Source organism: Streptomyces spinoverrucosus (assembly GCF_015712165.1).
GTDB lineage: Bacteria > Actinomycetota > Actinomycetes > Streptomycetales > Streptomycetaceae > Streptomyces > Streptomyces spinoverrucosus_A.
Genome location: NZ_JADPZX010000001.1, coordinates 2,211,848 through 2,234,518, shown reverse-complemented (window position 1 = coordinate 2,234,518; position 22,671 = coordinate 2,211,848). Strand labels below are relative to the sequence as shown.

Annotated in this window: 11 protein-coding genes and 4 pseudogenes; 12 read left to right on the top strand and 3 right to left on the bottom strand. The window is 70.6% G+C overall.

Features of this window, described 5'->3' with window-relative positions; genetic code table 11:
• The first annotated feature begins 241 nt into the window (after positions 1 to 241).
• From I2W78_RS09900 to I2W78_RS09870, 7 genes and pseudogenes are all read left to right on the top strand, one after another.
• A pseudogene (locus I2W78_RS09900) lies at positions 242 to 1,929 on the top strand (Tat pathway signal sequence domain protein).
• Between the two features lie 26 nt (positions 1,930 to 1,955).
• Positions 1,956 to 2,990 carry an ABC transporter permease gene (locus I2W78_RS09895; protein WP_196458783.1) on the top strand — a complete coding sequence of 345 codons (1,035 nt, stop codon included), beginning with the start codon at positions 1,956 to 1,958 and terminating at the stop codon, positions 2,988 to 2,990.
• Positions 2,987 to 3,937, top strand: a complete 951-nt coding sequence (locus I2W78_RS09890) for a carbohydrate ABC transporter permease (protein ID WP_196458781.1) — start codon at positions 2,987 to 2,989, stop codon at positions 3,935 to 3,937. The genes I2W78_RS09895 and I2W78_RS09890 overlap by 4 nt, the downstream gene beginning before the upstream one ends.
• Before the next feature lie 148 nt (positions 3,938 to 4,085).
• Positions 4,086 to 6,293 carry a sialidase family protein gene (locus I2W78_RS09885; protein ID WP_196458779.1) on the top strand — a complete coding sequence of 736 codons (2,208 nt, stop codon included), beginning with the start codon at positions 4,086 to 4,088 and terminating at the stop codon, positions 6,291 to 6,293.
• Positions 6,293 to 8,260 carry a beta-galactosidase gene (locus I2W78_RS09880; RefSeq protein WP_196458777.1) on the top strand — a complete coding sequence of 656 codons (1,968 nt, stop codon included), beginning with the start codon at positions 6,293 to 6,295 and terminating at the stop codon, positions 8,258 to 8,260. Before I2W78_RS09885 ends, I2W78_RS09880 begins: the two co-directional genes overlap by 1 nt.
• A pseudogene (locus tag I2W78_RS09875) lies at positions 8,257 to 10,437 on the top strand (glycosyl hydrolase family 95 catalytic domain-containing protein); the annotation flags it as partial. The gene I2W78_RS09880 and the pseudogene I2W78_RS09875, both read left to right, overlap by 4 nt.
• A 46-nt stretch (positions 10,438 to 10,483) precedes the next feature.
• Entirely contained in the window at positions 10,484 to 11,197 is a 714-nt protein-coding gene (locus I2W78_RS09870; protein ID WP_196458775.1) for a glycoside hydrolase family 12 protein, read from the top strand.
• An 81-nt stretch (positions 11,198 to 11,278) separates the two neighbouring features.
• On the opposite strand, the gene I2W78_RS09865 is transcribed toward I2W78_RS09870, so the two are convergent.
• Complete coding sequence (locus I2W78_RS09865) at positions 11,279 to 13,402, bottom strand: alpha-galactosidase (RefSeq protein WP_196458773.1); 2,124 nt, start codon at positions 13,400 to 13,402, stop codon at positions 11,279 to 11,281.
• A gap of 49 nt (positions 13,403 to 13,451) precedes the next feature.
• On the opposite strand from I2W78_RS09865, the gene I2W78_RS09860 reads away from it, so the two are divergent.
• The 5 genes and pseudogenes from I2W78_RS09860 (at position 13,452) to I2W78_RS09840 (ending at position 19,292) form a co-directional block, all read left to right on the top strand.
• Positions 13,452 to 14,543 (top strand): LacI family DNA-binding transcriptional regulator, encoded by a 1,092-nt coding sequence (locus I2W78_RS09860; protein WP_307783656.1) that lies wholly within the window; start codon positions 13,452 to 13,454, stop codon positions 14,541 to 14,543.
• Positions 14,544 to 14,561: 18 nt separating this feature from the next.
• Positions 14,562 to 15,329: pseudogene (locus I2W78_RS09855) on the top strand (ABC transporter substrate-binding protein); the annotation flags it as partial.
• Positions 15,330 to 15,364: 35 nt separating this feature from the next.
• Positions 15,365 to 15,916, top strand: a pseudogene (locus I2W78_RS09850) (carbohydrate ABC transporter permease); the annotation flags it as partial.
• Entirely contained in the window at positions 15,913 to 16,740 is an 828-nt protein-coding gene (locus tag I2W78_RS09845) for a carbohydrate ABC transporter permease (RefSeq protein WP_196458769.1), read from the top strand. The pseudogene I2W78_RS09850 and the gene I2W78_RS09845, both read left to right, overlap by 4 nt.
• 50 nt (positions 16,741 to 16,790) lie before the next feature.
• Positions 16,791 to 19,292: a carbohydrate-binding protein gene (locus I2W78_RS09840; RefSeq protein ID WP_196458767.1), complete on the top strand. Its 2,502-nt coding sequence runs from the start codon at positions 16,791 to 16,793 to the stop codon at positions 19,290 to 19,292.
• A gap of 54 nt (positions 19,293 to 19,346) precedes the next feature.
• Here I2W78_RS09840 and I2W78_RS09835 read toward each other — a convergent pair whose 3' ends face one another.
• Together I2W78_RS09835 and I2W78_RS09830 are read right to left on the bottom strand one after the other, a co-directional pair.
• Positions 19,347 to 21,398, bottom strand: coding sequence for a glycoside hydrolase family 31 protein (locus I2W78_RS09835; RefSeq protein ID WP_196458765.1), 2,052 nt, complete (start codon positions 21,396 to 21,398; stop codon positions 19,347 to 19,349).
• Positions 21,399 to 21,464: 66 nt separating this feature from the next.
• A complete protein-coding gene (locus I2W78_RS09830; RefSeq protein ID WP_196458763.1) occupies positions 21,465 to 22,478 on the bottom strand; it encodes a LacI family DNA-binding transcriptional regulator in 1,014 nt (337 codons plus the stop codon).
• Positions 22,479 to 22,671 lie beyond the last annotated feature (193 nt).

The following is a 22,671-nucleotide window of genomic DNA, read 5'->3' as shown; positions in this document are numbered from 1 at the left end:
ACCGTCACTTCAGGCAGTGCATAAAGAATCGTCGCCTCTCACACCTCGGAGGAATCTTGGAAGCGACCCTTGTGCACCCCCGGGTGTTCACTTAACCTCGCAGCAACATCGAAGCGCTTCGACTCCAGGACCCCTCGGCAGAGGGGCGGAGGATCGCTTCAGCTCAGCCAGTTCCACTCGAGACACCGCAGCCGACGGCTCCACCGCCGGGTGTCCTGGTGCGCCACGAAGGGTTGACGCAATGACGCCGAACGCCGCTTCCGCCTCCGCCGCCCCGAGCCGGAGAAGTTTCCTCGCCTCCACGGCGGTCGCCGCCGTCGCGGTGGGCGGGGGATGCCGTTGCTCGCTGCCTGCGGCGGGGGCACGGAGGGCCGCAAGGACGGCACGACCTCCGGCAAGGACGCGCAGAAGATCCTGCCGGCCTACGTGGCGTCGAGCGTCGTGGCTCCGGACATCCCGGCGAAGAACGGCTCGGCAACCGGTTTCATCAAGCCGATCGACCTGAACAGCCTGAAGACCGCCGTGCCCGAGAAGCTCGGCAAGGGCAGCAGGCTCAGGATCATGGCCCCGTTCTGGGGGACCCCGCCGTCCAACGACAACCCGTACTACCGGGCCATGAACAAGGCCATCGGAGTCGAGACGAGCTGGCAGAACCAGGACGGCGTCACCTACGACGAGAAGCTCGGCGCCGTCCTCGCCTCCAGCGACATCCCGGACGTCGTCGTGGTCCCCGGCTGGAACCTCAACGGCAAGATACCCAGCGCCATCAACGCCAAGTTCGCCGACCTCGGGGAGTACCTCTCCGGCGACAAGGTCAAGGACTACCCGAACCTCGCCGCCGTCCCCACCGACGCCTGGCAGCGCTCCATCTTCGGCGGCCAACTGCGCGCGATCCCGATGCCGGCGGCGTCCGTCAGCGACATCGCTCCCATGTACCGCAAGGACGTCTTCGACAAGGAGGGCTACGAACCGCCCACGTCGGCGGCGGACTTCCTGGCCTGGGCCAAGGAGGCCACGAACGCCCGGGCCAGGGTGTGGGCCTGCGACGACATGAAGTGGACGGCGTTTCTCACCTTCGGCGTGCTGTCCGGCGGCGACAAGGCACTGTGGTGGAACCAGGCCGACGGCAAGCTGATCAACCGGATCGAGACGCAGGAGTACCTCGAAGCCCTGGAGTGGACCCGCAAGCTGTACGCGGCAGGGGTGGTCCACCCGGACGCCAGGGCGGGCGGGACGCAGGGCACCCCGGGCAACCGGTTCACCGCGGGCCAGATCCTCGTCTACAACCAGAACATCTCCGACCTGTGGGGCAAGACGGCCGAACAGCGCACCCAGAACAAGAACTTCGAGATGGGTGTGCTGGACATCTGGGGCCACGACGGGGGAGACCCCCGGCTGTGGGCGAGCCAGCCGGCGAACATCTTCACCTTCGTCAGCAAGAAGGCGTCCAAGGAGCAGATCCGGGACTTCCTCGCGATCGCCAACTTCTGCGCCTCGCCGTACGGCACCAAGGAGTACATGCTCACCGTCTTCGGTGTCGAGGGCACCGACTACACGGTGAAGGACGGCGTCCCCACCAAGACCTCGCAGGGCATCAACGAGGTCAACGGCGCCTTCGACTACACCGGCGACCCCGCCGCCTACATCGCCCACCCCGACCTGCCGGAGATCGCCCGGCAGCAGGTCGAGTGGCAGCAGCGCATGGGCGCCTTCACCCAGAAGTCCTCGTTCTACGGGCTGACCGTCACCGAGCCCAACCGCTGGGCCACGCTCGCCGACGACTTCGAGCAGCTCGAGGACGACGTCGTACGCGGCCGCAAGAAGATCAGCGACGTCCAGCAGGCCGTGTCCGACTGGAAGAAGCAGGGCGGCGACGATCTGCGGGCCTGGTACCAGAAGCTGCTCGACGACAACGGTTCGGCGAACTGATCCGGGGCTGAGGCAAGGAGAAGGCCGTGTCCCACAGCACGGTGCCTCGCAGCAGAGCCGAGGCGAACACACCGGTGAAGACTCCGGGGGCCTCCGGCGGTGCCGTCGGCGGCGGGAAGAAACGAGGAACCGGGAAGCTGAGCCTGCGGATCCGTTTCCGACGGGACCGGACGCTTCTCCTCATGACGGTCCCGGCCGTGCTGCTGGTGCTCGTCTTCAACTACGTGCCGATCCTCGGCAATGTCGTCGCCTTCCAGGACTACGACCCGTACGTCAGCGACAACGGCTTCGTCGCCATCTTCCACAGTCCCTGGGCGGGCCTGGCGCAGTTCGAGCGGGTCCTCGCCGACTCGGAGTTCTGGCACGCGGTGCAGAACACCTTCGTGCTGTTCTTCCTCCAGCTGGTGCTCTACTTCCCGGTCCCGATCCTGCTCGCGCTGCTCATCAACAGCCTGATCAGGCCCCGGGTCCGGGCGGTGGCCCAGGCGATCATGTACCTGCCGCACTTCTTCTCCTGGGTGCTGGTCATCACCGTCTTCCAGCAGATCTTCGGCGGCGCCGGCATCATCGCCCAGACCCTGCGCGAGCACGGGTACAGCGGCTTCGACATCATGACCGACCCGGAAGTCTTCAAGTACCTGGTCACCCTGGAGATGGTCTGGAAGGACGCCGGCTGGGGCATCATCGTCTTCCTCGCGGCCCTGTCCTCCGTCAGCACCGACCTGTACGAGGCGGCCGCCATGGACGGCGCCGGGCGCCGGCGGCGCATGTGGCACATCACCCTGCCCGCGCTGCGCCCGGTCATCGCCCTGCTGCTGGTGCTGCGCGTCGGCGACGCCCTCACCGTCGGCTTCGAGCAACTGCTGCTGCAACGCGACGCGGTGGGGCCGGAGGCCTCCGAGGTCCTCGACACCTACGTGTGGTGGAACGGCATCCGCAACCAGGACTTCAGCTACGCGGCGGCCGCGGGGCTGATCAAGGGCATCGTCGGACTGACCCTCGTCCTCGTGGCGAACAAGGTCGCTCATCTCATGGGCGAGCAGGGGGTGTACAAGAAGTGACCGCCGTCGTCGACCGACCGCCGGCGAACGAGCCGGTGCGCCGTCCGAGCCGCTGGGCCGCCCCGCCCCGGCCTGCCTGGGAGGAGGAGCCGGCCAAGGCCGGTCTCGCCGCCAAGGGCATCGTGCTCTTCTTCGCCTGCTTCGCGATCCTGTTCCCGCTGTGGATCGTCGTCGTCACCAGCCTGTCCTCGAAGCAGACCATCGACGAGACGGGCGGCCTGGTGGTGATCCCGAAGGACATCACCTTCATCGCCTACCAGGAGCTGCTCGGTGGCGGCCAGGTGCAGCGGGCCGCGCTGGTGAGTCTGGGCGTCACGCTCGTCGGCACGCTGTTCAGCATGGCGGTGTCCGTGCTGTGCGCCTACGGGTTGTCGCGGAGCGGGTCGCTCGGGCACCGCTGGATCCTGATGACGCTGCTCGCCACGATGTTCTTCGGCGCGGGGCTCATTCCGACGTATCTGCTCGTGCAGGCGCTCGGCCTCACGGACACCTATCTGGCGCTGATCCTGCCGAGCGCGGTGAGCGTGTTCAACATCCTCGTGCTGCGGGCGTTCTTCATGGGCATCTCGCCCGAACTGATCGACAGCGCGCGGATCGACGGTGCGGGGGAGTGGCGCATTCTGTGGCAGATCGTCATGCCGCTGTCCCGGGCGGTGCTCGCGGTGATCGCGCTGTTCTACGCGGTGGGTTACTGGAGCGCGTGGTTCAACGCGTCCATCTATCTGACCGATCAGGACATGATGCCGCTGCAGAACGTGATGATCCAGCTGGTGCAGAAGCAGCAGCGGCCGGTGGGGTTGAGCGCGCAGATCAACACGGGGCAGATTTCCGCGCTGGCGATTCAGATGGCCGTGATGGTGCTCGCGTTGGTTCCGGTCGCTGTGTTGTCGCCGTTCGTCCAGCGGCATTTCAAGAAGGGCATGCTCACGGGGGCCGTCAAGGGCTGAAGCCCGAGCTGGTGGGTTCGGGAGCTTCCGTTGTCTCTCGGTCGCGGGTTGTTCGTGGCTGGTCGCGCCCACGCGGCGGAGCCGCATGCCGACACAGCCCCGCGCCCCTGGTTTCTCACGTCCCCTCTCTCAAAAGTCGAGGTAAGCCATGCGCACGTTCCAGCCCGGTAGACGCGCCGTTCTTGCCGGAGTTGCCGTCACCGCTGCGGTCAGCGTCGTCCCCGCCCTCCGCAGCCCCGCCCACGCAGCCACCACGCCCCCCACCTACCGCTGGCGCAACGCCGTCATCGGCGGCACCGGATTCGTCACCGGCGTCCTCTTCCACCCCTCCGTGCGCGGCCTCGCCTACGCGCGCACGGACATCGGGGGTGCCTACCGGTGGGACGACCGCGTCGCGCGCTGGACGCCGCTCACCGATCACCTCGGCTGGGACGACTGGAACCTCCTCGGGGTGGAGGCGATGGCCGTCGACCCGGCGCATCGCGACCGCCTCTATCTCGCCCTCGGCACCTACTCCCAGCCCTGGGCCGGAAACGGCGCCGTCCTGCGTTCCGAGGATCGCGGCGCCACCTGGACCCGTACCGACCTCACCGTGAAGCTCGGCGCCAACGAGGACGGCCGGGGGACCGGCGAGCGGCTGCTCGTCGATCCCCGGGACAGTGACACCCTGTGGCTCGGCACCCGGCACGACGGACTGCTCAAGTCCACCGACCGGGGCGCCACCTGGGCACCGGCGACCGGCTTCCCGGCCACGCCGAGCGCCTCCGGGCAGGGCGTCACCTTCCTCGTCGCCGCCGGACGGGTCGTGTACGCCGGCTGGGGCGACGCCGACGGCGCCTCCGCCAACCTGTTCCGCACCACCGACGGCACCACCTGGACGGCCGTCCCCGGCCAACCCACGGGCCCCGCCGCCAGGGTCCCGATCCGCGCCGCCTACGACCGCCACACCCGCGCGCTGTACGTGACGTACGCCAACGCGTCCGGCCCCAACGGCCAGTCCGACGGCAGCGTGCACCGGCTCGCCACCGCGACCGGCACCTGGACCGACGTCACGCCGGTGAAGCCGGGCGGAACCGCCCCCGACGGCGCCACCGACACCTTCGGCTACGGCGGTGTCGCCGTCGACGCCCGCCGTCCCGGCACCGTCGTCGTGTCCACCAACAACCGGTGGGCCGCCGTCGACACGCTCTTCCGGTCCACCGACGGCGGGCGCGGCTGGACCTCCCTGAAGGACACCGCTGTGTTCGACGTGGCCGAGACTCCTTTCCTCAAGTGGGGTGGACAGCAGCCCAAGTTCGGCTGGTGGATCCAGGCGCTCGCCGTCGACCCGTACGACTCGCGGCACATCGTCTACGGCACCGGCGCGACGCTCTACGGAACGCGGGACCTGAAGCACTGGGCCCCGCAGATCCGTGGCCTGGAGGAGGCGTCCGTGGTCCAGCTGATCTCGCCCCCGGTCGGAGAGGCGCACCTGATCAGCGGGTCCAGGGACATCGGCGTGATGTACCACGAGCGGCTCACGGCGTCCCCGTCCCGCGGCATGGCGACGAACCCCGTGTTCGGGTCGGCGACGGGACTCGCGCAGGCCGCGGGCAGGCCGGCGTACGTCGTGCGCACCGGGTGGGGCGATCACGGCAACGGCGCTCACTCGAACGACGGCGGACGGACCTGGGCGCCCTTCGCGGCCCAGCCCGACATCGCCAAGAGCGCACCGGGCCCGATCGCCACCAACGCCGACGGCAGCGTGCTGCTGTGGTCCTTCGTGCACTGGGACGGCACGAAGTACGCAACCCACCGATCCGCCGACAACGGCGCGACCTGGTCCGAGGTCTCCTCCTTCCCGAAGGGCGCCACGCCGGTCGCCGACCCGGCCGACCCGACGCTCTTCTACGCGTACGACACCGACACAGGAACGCTATACGCCAGCACTGACAGTGGCCTCAGCTTCACCGAGCGTGCGGGCGGTCTGCCCTCCGGGGACAGCCAGTTCCGGCTGGCCGCGGCGCCGGGCCGGTCCGGCGACCTGTGGCTGAGCCTCAAGTGGAACGGCCTCTACCGGTCCACCGACGGCGGGGCGACCTTCGCCAAGATCACCAGCTGCTGGGCCTCGTACACCCTCGGCTTCGGCAAGGCCGCCGACGGCGCCGGCTACCCGGCGATCTACCTGGTCGGCTCCACCGACACCAGCACCGCCGTCCACCGCTCCGACGACGAGGCGAGGACGTGGGTCCGCATCAACGACGACGACCACCAGTGGGGCTGGACCGGCGAGGTGATCACCGGCGATCCACGCATCCACGGCCGCGTCTACCTCGCCACCAACGGGCGCGGCATCCAGTACGGGGAGCCCGTGTGATGCCCGACCTCGGCGACGTCACCCGCGACCGCCTCCTCTTCGGCGGCGACTACAACCCCGAGCAGTGGCCCGAGGAGACCTGGCCCGACGACGTACGCCTGATGAAGGCCGCCGGCGTCAACTCCGTCACCCTCGGCGTCTTCTCCTGGTCGCAGCTCGAACCGGCCCCGGGACAGCGCGACTTCGGCTGGCTGGACCGCCTGATGGACCTCATGCACGACAACGGCATCGGCGTCGTCCTCGCCACCCCCACCGCCTCCCCACCCCCCTGGCTGGGCCGGCTGCACCCCGACACCCTGCCCCGCGACGCCGACGGCCGCGTCGAACTGTGGGGCGGACGCCAGCACTTCTCCCACTCCAGTTCCACCTACCGCCGCCACGCCGCCGCCATCACCGAGGACCTGGCCGCCCGCTACGGCAGCCACCCCGCCCTCACCCTGTGGCACATCAACAACGAGTACTGCACCTTCGACTACGGCGACGAGGCCGCCGACCGCTTCAGAAACTGGCTGAAGGCCCGATACGGCACCCTCGACGCCCTCAACACCGCCTGGGGCACCGCCTTCTGGAGCCAGCGCTACGACACCTGGGCCGGCATCCTGCCGCCCCGCCACGCCCACTACATGAAGAACCCCACGCAGGTGCTCGACTTCCGGCGCTTCACCTCCGACATGCTCCTGGAGTGCTACGTCGCCGAGCGCGACATCGTCCGCCGTCACACCCCGCACATCCCCGTGACCAGCAACTTCATGCCGCTGTGGATCGGCCAGGACGCCTGGCGCTGGGCCGAGGAGGAGGACGTCGTCTCCGTCGACCTCTACCCGGACCCGCGCGACCCGCTCGGCGCCCAGAGCGGTGCTCTCGTCCAGGACATGACCCGTTCCCAGGCACGCGGCCCCTGGATGCTGATGGAGCAGGCCGCCGGCCCGGTCAACTGGCGCGGCGTGAACCACCCCAAGCCCCGCGGACTCAACCGCCTCTGGTCCCTGCAGGCCGTGGCCCGGGGCGCGGACGCCGTCTGCTACTTCCAGTGGCGGCAGTCCCGGCAGGGCGCGGAGAAGTTCCACTCCGGGATGGTCAGCCACGCGGGCGAGCGGGGCCGGACGTACCAGGAGGTCAAGCGGCTCGGCGCCGAGCTCGCGAAACTCGGCCCGCACGTCGCCGGCAGCCACAGCGACGCCGACATCGCCGTCCTGCACGACTGGCACGCCTGGTGGGCCGGCGTCCAGGACGGCCGCCTGTCCACCGAGGCCGACTACCCGGCCGTACTCCGTGCCTGGCACCGCGCCCTGTGGGAGGCCCACCTCGCCACCGACTTCGCGCACCCCGAGCACGACCTGACCGGCTACAACCTCGTGATCGTCCCCCAGCTCTACGTCCTCACGGACGCGGCGATCGAGAACCTCCTGTCGTACGTCCACCAGGGCGGCACCCTCGTCTGCGGCTTCCTCACCGGCGTCGCCGACGAGGACGACCGCGTCCGCCCCGGCGGCATGGACGCCCGGCTGCGCGAGCTGTTCGGCATCGGCACCCTGCACGAGTGGTGGCCGCTGGACGCGGGGGAGTCGGTCGCCTGCGACGGCTTCGACGGCACCCTGTGGTCGGAGGAGATCGAGGCGGAGCCGGGGGTCGGTGAGACGATCCCGTACAAGGGCGGCGAGCTGGACGGTCTCCCCGCCGTCCTCCGCAAGGACCGCGCCTGGTACGTCTCGACCCTTCCGGAGCCGGACGCCCTGCGCGAGCTGCTCACCCGTATCGCCGCCGACGCGCGGGTCCGCCCGGTGCTCGACGGGCTGCCCGTCACCGTCGAGGCCGTTCGACGGGGTGATCTGCTCTTCGTGCTCAACCACGGGCGCGAACCGGTCACCGTCCCCGTTCCCGGCGCGCACCACGACCTGCTCACCGACACGACTGTCCACGACGAGGTCCGCCTGGACCGCTACGGAGTGGCGGTGCTGAAGCCATGACGGGGTCGGGCCCTGTCCACGGCACCTGGGAGCCGCACCCGGCCGCCTGCTGGGAGGACGCCTTCGTGAGCGGCAACGGCCACCACGGCGTCCTCGTGTTCGGTGATCCGAACGACGACCGTGTCATCGTCACGCACCACACCCTCGTCCGCCCCAACGGCTCCGAGCACGCCCGCCCTCCCCGGCTGGCCGACCAGCTCCCCGCCCTCCAGGACCGCTTGCTCGCCGGTGACCTCAACGCGGCGGAGGGCTTCACGGACGGCCGCCCGACGCAGTGGGTGCAGCCCTTCCATCCGGCCTTCCAGCTACGGCTGCGACGCCAGGCCGGGGAGCCGACCGGCTACCGGAGACAAGTCGACTTCTCGACCGGCGAGGTGACCGCCCGCACCTCCGACTGGACCAGCCGCGTCTTCGTCTCCCGCGCCGACGACGTCATCGTCCAGGAGGTCGCCGGCCCCGGCCTGACCCTCGACATCCAGCAGGACCATCAACTACCCAACGCCCCCACCGGTCTGGCCCTCAGCCACGGCTCCCTCCTCACCCCCGAAGGCGCGGCCCTCACCCTCCGCGCCCGCTACCCCGACAGCGACCGCGCGTACACCGGCCTCACCCTCGTCGCGGTCACCGGTGGCAGCGCGACCCTCGCCCCACCCGGCGTCCACGTCGAGGGCGCCACCTCCGTCCTGCTCCTCACCCGCACCAGACGCCACACCGGCGAACTGGACGTCGTGGCGGAGACCCGGGCGCTGCGCGAGCTGCCGCGGCCGTACGACGACCTGCTCGCCCGGCACCTCGCGCACCACCGCACCGCCTACACCCGCGTCACCCTCGACCTCGCCGCCGACCCGGACGAACGCGCCCTCCCCGGCTCCGAACTGCTCAAGCACCCCAAGAGCCCCGCGCTCCTCGAACGCCTCTTCGCCGCCGGCCGCTACCACCTGCTCTCCTCCAGCGGCCTGAACCCGCCCCGGCTCACCGGGCTGTGGACCGGCGACTGGAACACCGCCTGGTCCGGCGCCTTCACCACCAACGCCAACCTCAACCTCCAGACGGCCGCCGCCCCGGCCGCCGCCCTCCCGGAAGTCATCGATGCGCACGCCGACTTGATCCACCGTCAGCTCCCCGACTGGCGCGACAACGCCCGCGCGATCTTCGGCGTCCGGGGTGTCGCCGCCCCCACGCACACCGACGGCGAGTCCGGGTCGGCGTACCACTTCTCGCGCGAATACCCCCTGCACCTGTGGACCGCCGGCGCCGACTGGCTGCTCAAACCCCTCGTCGACCACGACGAGACGCGTGGCGCACACGACCCCCGTACCGCCGCCGTGCTCGCCGAACTCGCCCAGTTCTACGAGGACTTCCTCACCCGCACCGACGCCGACGGCCACCTGGTCGTCGTCCCCTCCTACTCGCCCGAGAACCGCCCCGCCAATGCCGGTTGGGGTGCGATCAACGCGGCCATGGACCTCTCCGCAGCCCGGCACGCCCTGCGCACGGCAGCCGAGTACCACCCGGAAAAGGCCCCCCACTGGCGTGCCCTCGCCGACCGTCTTCCACCCCACCGGATCAACGCCGACGGCGCGCTCGCCGAATGGGCCTGGCCGGGGCTGGAGGACTCCTACGACCACCGGCACCTCAGCCACCTCTACGGCGTCTGGCCGCTGGACGAGATCAACCCGTACGACACCCCCGACCTCGCGGCCGCCGCCCACCGCGCCCTCGAACTGCGCGGCGCCGAGAACGACTCCGCGCACGGCCACCTGCACCACGCCCTGATCGCCGCCCGCCTCCGGGACGGCGAACGGGTCGCCGACGCGCTCGGCCAGGTGCTGCGGGGCGACTACTTCCACGCATCCCTGATGAGCGCGCACTACCCCCACCGGGACGTCTACAACGCGGACGCCGCGCACGCCCTCCCGGCCGTGCTGATCGAGATGCTGATCCAGTCGACCCCGGACCGTCTGGTCCTGCTCCCCGCGCTCCCGCCGGCCCTGCCGCAGGGCCACCTCCGGGGCATCCGCACCCGCTTCGGGGCCGAGGTCGACCTCACCTGGAGCCCGGACGGCGCCACAGCGCGGATCCGCCCCACCCGCGGCCACCGCGTCGACGTCAGGACTTCCTCCGGCGCGCAGCCGCTCGACCTCGTCGCCGGAGAGGCCTGCGTCCTCACCCTGGGGGGCGCAGGAGACCCCGTAATTTCCCCCCACCCATGGAAGGGACACCATGGCAACACGCACCCTCGGCAAGATCACCAAGGCCCTGCTGGCCCCGGCCCTGGCGCTCGGCGCGACGGTCGGCCTCGCCTCCGCCCCCGCCCACGCCGCCGTCTGGAACTCCTGCGACCAGTGGGGCAACACGAACCTGAACGGCTACACGCTCTACAACAACATCTGGGGCTCCGGCGCCGGCAGCCAGTGCATCTGGGCCAACTCCGGCACCAACTGGGGCGTCTGGGCCAACCACCCCAACACCGGTGGCATCAAGTCGTACCCCAACTCCAAGAAGGTGATCAACAAGACGATCACCTCTCTCGGCTCCCTCACCAGCAACTACAACGTCACGGTCCCGTCCTCGGGCGCGTACAACACGTCGTACGACATCTGGGACACCGACTACGACTACGAGATCATGCTCTGGGTCAACTACAACGGAGCCGTCGGCCCGCTCGGCACCTCCCAGGGCAGCGTCACCCTCGGCGGCCACACCTGGAACGTCTACAAGGGCAACAACGGCGCCAACGAGGTCTTCTCGTTCCTGCGGACCTCCGATTCCACCTCCGGCTCGGTCAACATCCTGCCGATCCTGAGGTGGATCAAGGACACCAAGGGCTGGATGGGCAACGAGACCATCGGTGACGTCCAGTTCGGCTACGAGATCACCTCGTCGTCCGGCGGCCTGGACTTCGCCACCAACAACCTGACCGTCAGCAGCAGTTGAGCACCCACCCGGGCCGGCCCCGGCGGGCCGGTCCGGGCCGCTCCGCGCGCCTTCACCAGCGAACCCAAGCAGCGGCCGCGATCACCGGGCCGTCCGGGAACACCGGATCAGCAGCGCCGAAGGCGTGCGCGGCAGCGTCACCAGAAGCCCGTCCGTGGCCGTCACGACCGCGCAGTCGGCTACGGCGGCGGACGGATGGAGGATGTCGGCGCGGATCCCCGGCCCCGCCAGGTGGCCCAGCGGCAACCGCAGTTCGGCGGTGGACCCGCCGCGCCGCCACACCGAGAGATACGTCGGCCCGTCCGGCACCCGCATCCCCAGCGCCACCCACTCGTCCGTCCACCCCGGCAGACCCAGCGGCCAGAACGGTACCGCCCGGGCGAGGTCCCCGCGGATCGCCTGGTACGTCGTCACCGCGTCCCGCACGAGCCCGAGCTGCCGCCGGGACATGCGGTCGAGGTGGCCGGAGAGATGGACCCGGCCCAGCAGCGCACCACCCAGCGTGAAGGCGATCAGGTCGTCGTCGAACTCCGGCTGCGGGTAGGCCCAGACGGCGCTCTGCTCGGGCGGGACGGCACTCGGCGCGGCGGCGGCGATGGGCGGGTAGCGCAGGGGGTCCTGCTGGTCGCTGGTGGACTGGAGCTGGGTGACGGCCAGGGTGGCCCCGTCCATCCGCATACCGCCCGAGGCGCAGTTCTCGATCACCAGGCCGGGGTGCCGGTCCTGCACCTCGGACAGCCAGTCCAGGTACGCCCGGGCGTGGCCGAGCAGCCCGGCCCCGGGCGCGAGGTCCCCCGGCGCCTGGGTGCCCGGGGCGACCACGATGTTGTAGTCCAGCTTGAGATAGCCCACCCCCCAGTCGCCGACGATCCGGTCCACCGTCTTGTCGAGGTGCGCGCGGGCGGCCGGATGCCGCAGGTCGAGCTGGTGCCGGCCCTGTTCGGTGAGGCGTACGCCGTCCCGCTGGAAGAAGGCCTCCGGCGGCAGCGCGGCCGCGACCGGGCTGCGCACCCCGACGACCTCCGGCTCCAGCCACAGCCCGGGCACCATGCCGCGCTCCCGGATCCGGTCCAGGACCGCGACGATCCCCCCGTCCGGGAAGCGCCGCGCCGACGGCAGCCACTCGCCGACGCTGTCCCACCAGCCCCGCGTGTCGTCGTCGTACCAGCCGGAGTCGATGCAGAAGTACTCGGCGCCGGCCTCGGCGGCCGCGTCGATCAGCGGCAGCAGCTTCTCCGTCGTCGGGTCGCCCATCAGCGTGTTCATGTAGTCGTTGAAGACGACGGGGAGCGCGCTGTGGTCCGGGTGCGGACGGCGTACGGCACGGCGGTACGAGGTCAGCGCGCCCAGCGCCGCGTCCAGGCCGGAGCCCAGCGCCAGCACCCCGGACACCGTCGTGAACTCCTCGCCCGGCGCCGGCCGCACCCGCCACTGGTGCTCGGCGTCCGTGGGACCGTTCAGCGCGAGATACGTGCCGTGCGCGCGTTCCCCCAGGTCCCAGCGCCAGCCCGCCGGGGACTCCACCTGCCACACCCAGGCCCGTCCCGACCCGCCCCGCTCGGTCAGCGCCCCCATCGGCAGATGGCCGTCGGTGGGCCAGCTGCCGCGCCCCACCAGGCAGAGCGCCGCCCGGCTGTCGTGCTGGTGGGCACCGGCGTTGATGTCGGCGACCGACGCCCGCAGCGGCTCGGCGTACCAACGGCACTCCGCCAGCCAGTCGTTGCGGGCCCGGTGGACGTCGAGCGTGTCGGGGGAGGGCAGGCCGCCGAGCAGCAGGCTGCTGACGGACTGGACGACGAGGGGTTCGGTGCCGTCGTTGCGCAGCCGGACCCGGGAGCGGAGCACCGGCACTCCGGTGGGGGAGGAGAGCTCGACCGATGCCGTCAACCCGGTCAGCGGGTCGTGGAGTTCGACCGTCAGCCACTCCCAGTCCCCCCGCCTCTCGGTGCTGTGCCCCCGGTACCGCAGGCGCGCGCCGAGGGCCGTGCCGGTGAAACGCGGGCCGGACCATCCGCTTCCATGACCGAAGGCGGTGACTTCGACGAGGGGGAGGGCGGACTCCGGGTCGGCGGAATCGGAATCGCCGAGCCGGACCAGTCGCAGCGTCCCGTCGGAGGCGACGACGAACTCGGTCTCCAGGGCTGTATGACCCCAAGTGATCGTGCTGTGCGGGCCGTTGAGATCCGTGTCCGTCCTACCGGTCAAGGTGCTCCCCCTCGTGAATCCCTCGTTACGGTCTCTTGACGACCCATATGTGACCGGTCACAATCCTGGCATGAATGTGACCGGTCACACAAGGCGCCCGGCGAGCATCAGGGACGTGGCGACCGCCGCCGGCGTCTCCTACCAGACCGTCTCCCGGGTGATCAACGGCCACCCCAGCGTCAGGCCGTCCACCCGGGAACGCGTGCTCGCCGCCATCGAGGAACTCGGCTTCCGCCGCAACGCCACCGCCCTCGCCCTGGCCAGCGGACGCACACGGGCCGTGACCGTGCTCACCGCCAACACCACCCACCACGGCTACGCCTCCATACTCCAGGGCATCGAGGAGGAGGCCCGCGCCGCTTCGTACACGATGGCGATCGGTGTCCTGGAGTCGGCGGAGGAGGCCGCCGTCGCCGCCGCCGTGCAGCGGGCGGCGGACGCGGGCGGCGGGCTGATCGTGATCGCCTACGACCCCGCCGGCGTCCGGGCCCTGAAAGCCGTCCCCGCCGAACTGCCCGTCGTCGGTGTCGTGGAGACCCCCACGGGGCGCCCCGGCGACGACCGGCCCTGGGTGTGGACCGACGACCGCGAGGCCGCCTACGAGGCGACCCGTCATCTGCTCTCCCTCGGCCACGAGACCGTGCACTACGTCGCCATCCCGTCCAGCACCCGCCGCACCAGCGCCCGCACGACGGGCTGGCGGCAGGCGCTGAAGGAGGCCGGAGCCCCAGAGCCCACTTCGCTGCAAGGCAGTTGGGGCCCGGCGGGCGGATACGCGGCCGGTCTCGAACTCGCGAAGTCCGCCGGCGTCACCGCCATCCTCTGCGGCAACGACGACCTCGCCCTCGGCGTCCTGCGCGCCCTGCACGAGACCGGCCGCTCCGTCCCCGGCGAGATCAGCGTGGCCGGTTTCGACGACGCCCCGCACTCCGCCTATCTGACCCCGTCCCTGACGACCGTACGCCTGGACTTCGCCGGCCTCGGACGGGCCGCGTTCGCCCTGCTGCACGGGGTGCTGGAGGAGTCCGCGCCGATCGCCCCGCACCCCGTCTCCGTACCGGAACTGGTGGTGCGGGAGAGCTCGGGCCGCCCGCCCGCGACTGAACGCCCCGGTACCGCCGTCCTGCACCCCTGTTCGTGAAAACACGTGAGGTACACGATGACGAGACGAGCCCTCTCCGCGCTGGCCCTGATATGCGTCTCCGCCCTGACCGCCACCGCGTGCAGCGACCCGACCGCGGGCGACGCCGGTACGGACGACCAGCAGGCGGCGGTCGATCCCACCGCCCGCCTGGACGGCGTACGGCTGACCATGTGGACGGCGCAGAACACCGTCAACGCGCCGAAACAGGTCATCGACGCCTTCGAGAAGGCCACCGGCGCGCAGGTGGAGACGCAGGCGATCCCGGACCTCTACGAGCAGAACGTGCCGACCAAGCTCGCCTCCGGCGACCGGCCCGACCTGATGTTCTGGCAGCCGTCCATCTCCACGTTGCCGTTCGTCCAGCCCCAGCGGAACCTCCTCACCCTCGACGGCGAGGAGTGGGTCTCGAAGCTCGGCGACACCGAGAGGTCCCTCGGCGTCATCGACGGCAAGCGGTACGCGGCGATCGTCACCAGCCCCGCCATGCTCGGCGTCTACTACAACAAGGACGTCTTCAAGCGGGCCGGCCTGAGTGAGAAGGACCTCCCGCAGTCCTACGACGAACTGCTCGCCCTCGGCCACAAGGTGGTCGACAGGACGGACGCGGCCGCCTTCTACGAGGCAGGTGGCGACAAGTGGCCCCTGCAGTGGCAGATGCAGGTCCAGCTCACCGACCTCGACCAGCAGTGGTGGGCGGACCTGAACCGCAACAAGGAGAAGTGGACCGACCCGGTCGTCGTCGGCGCGATCAAGAAGTACAAGGAGAAGCTGCTCGACGCCGGACCGCACCATCGCCGAGGACGGCTCCCTGCTCCCTCTTCCGGGCGGTCTTCTTCCTCCCGGTGCTCATCTCCGCGCTCGCGACCGGTTACGTCTTCCAGGCCCTCCTCGACCAGGACGGCGCCGTCAACTCCGTGCTGGGCACGGACATTCCGTGGCTGGGCTCGACGACCTGGACGCTCGTCCTGGTCACGGTCATCCACGGCTGGAAGTGGATGGGCCTGTCCATGCTGATCTATCTCGCCGGGTTGAAGGGCATACCCGGCGACCTGCTGGAGGCCGCGAAGTGCGACGGCGCCGGCCGCTGGCGGACGTTCCGGTCGGTGCGCTGGCCGATGCTCGCACCGGCGGTCACCTTCAACGTCACCACCGCGCTGATCGGCTCGATGAACACCTTCGACATCGTGCAGGCCACGACCGGCGGCGGCCCCGCCGCCTCCACCGAGGTCTTCAACATCTACATGTTCCGGATCTTCGGCCAGGGCCTGTACGCCCAGGCCTCCGCGATGAGCCTCGTGCTCTTCCTGGTCGTCGTCGCCATCGCCGTCCCGCTCGTCATCGGCCTGCGACGAAGGGAGCAGACGCTGTGACCCCGGTGGTGTGGCGGTACGGGCGCCCGGCCCTGGTCGTGCTGCTCGCCGGACTCGCCGTCGGCGTACCGCTGTGGCTGGTCGTCGTCACGTCCGCCAAGACCCAGGCCGAGGCCGTCAAGCCCAACCTGGACCTGCCCCGGCACTGGCAGCCGGGCGGCAACTACCAGGACGCCGTCAGTCAGGGCGAGATGCTGCGCGGCTTCCTCAACTCCCTGCTCGTGGTGGTGCCGTCGGTCGTCCTCGTGCTGATCCTCGGCGCGGGCGCCGCCTGGGTCTTCGCGCGCCGCAGGTCGAGGCTGGTCTCGGCGGCGTACGCGCTCTGCATCAGCGGACTGCTGCTGCCGCCCGCCGTCATCACCATCGTGATGGAGCTGCGCCAGCTCGGCCTGGCGGGCACCCGCCCCGGAATGATCGCCGTCTACACCGGCATGTACCTCTCGACCTCCATCTTCTTCATGACCGGCTTCATCCGGACGATCCCCACGGAGCTGGAGGAGGCCGCGCGGATGGACGGCGCCAGGCCGCTTCGGATCTTCCTGCGCATCATCCTGCCGCTGCTCAGGCCCGTCATCGCGACCGCGACGATCATGGTGATGCTCTACGCCTGGAGCGACATCTTCTACGCGTTCTTCGTCCTCGGCGGCGGAGAGCGGGCGACCCTCCCGCTCAACCTCTACAAGGTCGCCAGTGCCCAGCTCTATCTCAACAACTGGCATCTCGTCTTCGCCTACGTCGTGGTGATGAGCCTGCCGATGGTCGCCGTGTTCCTGGTGGCCCAGCGAAAGATCGTGTCCGGAATCACGAGTGGAGCCGTCAAGTGAGATCGCGTACCAGAACAGCCCTGGTCACAGCAGTACTTGGAGTCGCCACCATGGCAGGCACCCTCCCCTCGGCGGGCCCGGCGTCCGCATCCCCCACTCTCGGCTTCGCTCGAGCGGGAGGTGCCCCCATCCCGCAGCGCCTCACCGTCGACCTCGCCGCCTCCGAGGGCCCGGTCATGCTCGGCGCCAACGGCGCGCTCTACGGCCTCAGCGACGACGGCGTGCCCAGCGACGCGGCCCTGGAGCCCCTGAAGGTCACCAGCGTCTCGCAGAAGCCGGAGGGCGGCGCCCAGCACCCCAACGGCGACGCGCTCACCGTCTCGAAGTCCTTCTTCCGCAACGGCGGCGGCGAGATCAACGTCATGATGCAGGACATCTACGCCAAGTGGCCCTACGAGGACCTCGGCATCGACGACTACCTCCCCAAGGTCGACAAGATCGTCAAACAGGTCGCGGCCGACCCGAACAGCGACCGTTTCGTCTACATCCCGTTCAACGAGCCCGACCAGATCTGGTACCACCTCGGCGTCGCCGACCAGGCCACCTACGAGAAGAACCGCGACCGCTTCTTCCAGGACTGGAAGACCGTCTACCACCGCATCCGCGCCATCGACCCGGACGCGCGGATCGCCGGTCCCAACGAGGCCGCCTACCACACCCGGCTGCTCCGCGACTTCCTCGCCTTCGCCCAACGCGAGAACGTCCTCCCGCAGGTGATGACCTGGCACGAGCTGGGCTCCGGCTCGCTGCGCGACTTCCAGGCGCACTACGACGACTACCGCGCGCTGGAACGCGAGGCGGGCATCGCACCCCTGAAGATCAACATCGACGAGTACGCCAACCGCCGCGACCTGTCCGTGCCCGGGCAACTCGTCCAGTGGGTCTCGATGTTCGAGCGCAACAAGGTGTACGCCAACATGGCCTACTGGGACGCGGCGGGCAACCTCAGCGGCCATGTGGTGCGGTCGAACATGCCCAACGGCGGCTGGTGGTTCTTCCGCTGGTACGCCGGGCTCAGCGGCGACACCGTCAAGGTGACCCCGCCGCAGCCGAACACCATCGACACCCTCCAGGGCCTCGCCTCCCTCGACCGCTCCCGCCGCCAGGCCCAGGTCCTGCTCGGCGGCTTTGCCGGCGACTCCGACGTGGTCGTGCGGAACGTCTCCCGGTCCCTGTTCGGCCGTACGGTCACCGCGACCGTCGCCGAGGCCGCCTGGTCCGGGTACGAGGGGCAGCACGCGGCGCCGCGCGTCCTCGCCCGCACGAAGCTCACCGTCGCGGCCGACGGCACGGTGACCGTCCCGCTGCGCGGCATGCACAAGATGTCGGCGTACCGGATCGTCCTCGCCCCCGGCGGCTCCGGCACCCCGGCCACCCCCGCCGTCCCCTGGTCGGCCTCCTACGAGGCGGAGGACGCGGCCATCACCGGCGGCCGCGTCTACACCCAGGGCACCGTCAGCAACGCCAACGGCTACGCGGCCTCCGGCACCAAGGACGTCGGCTCGCTCAACACCCCCGCCAGCAAGGTCGACTTCACGGTGACGGTGCCCGAGACCGGCGCCTACGACCTCGCGATCCTGTACGGCAACCAGTCCGGCGCCCCCGCCACCCAGAAGCTGTCGATCGACGGCGGAGAACCGGTGACGGTCACCTACCCGTCCACCGAGAACTGGACCTACCGCGCCAAGCAGGACGTCACCGTCCGGCTTCCGGCCGGCACCCACGTCCTCACCCTGGCCAAGGGCGACGCCGAGGTCACCCTGGACCGCATCGACCTGACCGCCCACACGGGCGAGCCCTCGACGTCGTACGAAGCCACCCTCGCGGACATCAGCGGGCGGCCCTCGTACGACTACTCCTCCGCGACCGGCACCGGCACCGGCGCGCTCGTCCTGCGGGGCGGCGACAAGGCGGTCTTCGACGTCCACGCCCCGCGCGACGGCTACTACACGGTGGTGCCGAGGGCGTCGGCGGCGGTGCGGCTCGCGCTGCACGGGGAGACGGTGACGGCGGCACCCGGACGGCCCCTGCGCCTCTACCTCGTCGCGGGCAACAACCGCGTCGCGATGACCGCGGGCCACGCCGCCGTCCGCTCCCTCGACGTCTCGGGCAGCGGCTCCACCGACGGAACGCTCTCCTACGAGGGCGCCTCGGCCACCCTCGCGGGCGGCGCCCGGCTCGTGGAGTCGGGGTATGCCTCCGCCGGGTCGTACATCGGCTGGCTGGGCAACAGCGCCGACAGCACCGCCGAGTTCACGGTGGACGCGCCCAGGCCCGGCCGCTATCTGCTGGTCGTCCACTACGCCCACAACGACCGGCGCGACAACGGCCACGCCTACAACACGGACATCATGTCCCGCACGGCGGACCTCACCGTCGGGTCCGGCGCCCCCCGGAAGGTCACCTTCAAGAACACCTGGAGCTGGGACGACTACTGGACCATCGGCGTCCCCGTCGACCTGGAGCGGGGCTCCAACAAGGTGACGTTCGGCAACGCGACCGCGTGGGCGCCGAACATCGACCGGATCGAACTGGGCCGGGTCATCGGATAGGAGCCCGCTGCCGGGCCTTTGGCCGCCGGACCTCCCGGCGGCCAAAGGCCCCCGCTACCCGGCGACCGGCAGCGCGACCCCGTCCCGCAGGAACAGCGGGATCCGGTCCAGCGGCGCGTCGACCGTCACCCGCGTCCCGCCCTCGTACGACGCACCGGTCCACGCGTCCGTCCAGCGCGCGCCCGCCGGAAGATACGTCGTCCGGGCCGTCGCGCCCGCCGTCAGCACTGGCGCCACCAGCAGATCCCGGCCGAAGAGATACGCGTCGTCCACCGACCAGGCCGCCGGGTCCTGAGGGAACTCCAGGAACAGCGGCCGCATCACCGGCAGTCCCTCCTCGTGGGTCTCGCGCATGACATCGAGGACGTACGGCTTCAGGCGCTCACGCAGCCGCAGGTACTTCTCCAGGATCGCGCCGGCCTCCTCGCCGTACGACCACACCTCGTTGGGACCGCCGGTCATCTCCGGTCCGAGGGGCATGCCCGGGTCGCGGAAGCCGTGCAGGCGCATCAGCGGGGACAGCGCGCCGAACTGGAACCAGCGGATCATGACCTCGCGGTACGCCGGGTCGTCCGGGTCGCCGCCGTGGAAGCCGCCGATGTCCGTGTTCCACCAGGGGATGCCGGAGAGCGCGGTGTTGAGACCGGCGGCGATCTGGCGGCGCAGGGTGGGGAAGTCGGTGCCGATGTCGCCGGACCACAGGGCGGCTCCGTAGCGCTGACTGCCCGCCCAGGCCGAGCGGTTGAGGGTGATGATCTCGGACTCGCCCTCGGCGAGCAGGCCCTCGTAGAAGGCGCGGGCGTTCTCGGTCGGGTAGAGGTTGCCGACCTCCAGGCCGGGGCCCGCCCAGTAGCGCAGGTTCTCCTGGAAGCCCGGCTTCAGCTCGGGCTCGCAGGCGTCCAGCCAGAAGGCCTTGATGCCGTACGGTTCCAGGTAGTTCGCCTGCACCCGCGACCACAGGAACGCGCGGGCGTCCGGGTTGGTGGCGTCGTAGAAGGCGACCTGGACCGTGGAGGCCACCTCCTTGTCCGGCCAGTCGGCGTGGGCCATCGGGCCGTACTGGGTGCCGATGAAGTAGCCGCGCTGCTCCATGAGGGAGTGGTTCTCGGAGAGCGGCGAGACCGACGGCCACACGCTGACCACCAGCTTCACGCCCAGCTCGTCCAGCTCCCGGACCATCGCCGCCGGGTCGGGCCACTCCTTCGGGTCGAACTTCCATTCGCCCAGGTGCGTCCAGTGGAAGAAGTCGCAGACGATCACGTCGAGGGGGAGCCCTCGGCGCTTGTACTCCCGTGCCACGGCGAGGAGTTCGTCCTGGGTGCGGTAGCGCAGCTTGCACTGCCAGAAGCCCGCCGCCCACTCGGGCAGCATCGGCGTCCGGCCCGTGACCGCGCTGTAGCGGCGCTGGGCGTCGGCCGGGGTGCCGGCGGTGATCCAGTAGTCGATCTGGCGGGCGGAGTCGGCGACCCAGCGGGTGCCGTTGTGCGCCAGCTCCACGCGGCCGATCGCCGGGTTGTTCCACAGCAGCGTGTAGCCGCGGCTGGAGGTGAGCACCGGGATGCCGACCTCGGCGTTGCGCTGGACCAGGTCCAGGACCAGGCCCTTCTGGTCGAGGCGCCCGTGCTGGTGCTGGCCGAGCCCGTACAGCTGCTCGCCCTCGTAGGCGGCGAACCGCTGCTCCAGGCGGTGGTGGCCGTTGCCGACGGCGGTGTAGAGGCGGGGGCCGGGCCACCAGAAGTGGGCGCGCTCCTCGGCGAGGAGTTCCTCGGCTCCGTCGGTGCGCAGGAACCGGATGAGCCCCTCCGCGTCGACGTGCACGGTCAGCGCGCCGACCGTCAACAGCCCTTCTCCGTCCCCGATCTTGACCGTGCTCTCGGTGACCGGGGCCTCGGCCAGGAGTGCGCCGGGCAGTCCGTCGAGGACCGGACCGCCGAGCCGGGCCCGGACCCGGACCGCGTCCGGCCCCCACGGCTCGATCCGTACGGTCTCCTGGCGGCCGCTCCACTCCAGCCCACCGTCCCGCTCGCGGAACGTGCCGACGGTGGGGGAGGACTGCGCGAGGCTGACCGCGCCTGAAGGGGTCTGGTTTTCGGCAGGCTGATTCACGTGGGGTGCTCCTGGGAGGAGTGCAGACAGGGAGGTGCCCTCGAAGGGGCCCTTCAGGGGTCCGGGTCAGGACGCGGACGGCACCGGCCCCGTGCTCGCCCGGACCGTCAACTCGGGGGCGAGCAGCAGGACTTCGTCGCTGCCGCGCCCGTCCAGCTTGGCGACCAGGTGTTCCACCGCGTGCCGGCCCATCTCCTGCGCCGGGATGGCGACCGACGTCAGCCGCACCGACGCCTGGGTGGCGACCTGGTCCGGGCAGATCGCCACCACCGACACGTCCTCCGGCACGGCCCGGCCCTGCTGGCGCAGCAGCGCCAGCAGCGGTTCGACCGCCGACTCGTTCTGCACGACGAGGCCCGTGGTCGCCGGGCGCTCGTCGAAGACCCGGGCGAGCGTGACCGCCATCGCGTCGTAGCCGCCCTCGCACGGCCGGTGCAGCACCCGCAGGCCCAGCTCACGGGCGCGGGAGCGGAGTCCGTCGAGGGTGCGCTCGGCGAAACCGGTGTGCCGTTCGTACACCGCGGGCGCCTCGCCGATGACAGCGATGTCGCGGTGGCCCAGCATCGCGAGGTGCTCGACGCACAGCGCGCCGGTCGCCGCGAAGTCGAGGTCCACGCAGGTCAGGCCGGTGGTGTCGGCGGGCAGTCCGATCAGGACGGACGGCTGGTCGGTGCCGCGCAGCAACGGCAGCCGGTCGTCCTCCAGCTCCACGTCCATCAGGATCATCGCGTCGGCGAGGCCGCTGCCGGTGACCCGGCGCACCGCGTCGGGGCCCTCCTCGCCGGTGAGCAGCAGGACGTCGTAGCCGTGGGTGCGGGCGGTGGTGGCGACGGCGATGGCGATCTCCATCATCACCGGCACGTACATGTCCGTCCGCAGCGGGATCATCAACGCGATGATGTTCGACCGGCTGCTGGCCAGGGCGCGGGCGCCGGCGTTCGGGTGGTAGCCCAGCTCCCGGATGCTCTGCTCGACCCGCTGCCGGGTGGTCGTGGAGATGGACCGCTTGCCGCTGAGGACATAGCTCACCGTGCTCGCCGAGACTCCGGCGTGCTGGGCGACCTCGGCGAGGGTGACCATCCAGCTCTCCAAGCTTTGTGAAGCGCTTCGACAGTGCGCATTGCGAACAACGGCGGGTGAGGGTGGTTCGACAGTAGCTCCAGCGAAGGTGGGTGTCCATAGTCCGTCGAAGCGCTTCGACACCGATTTCCCGACCGGTGCGGCAACCTTCGCCGGGTCCGGCGGCCACTGAAGGGACGTACACGCACCGTCC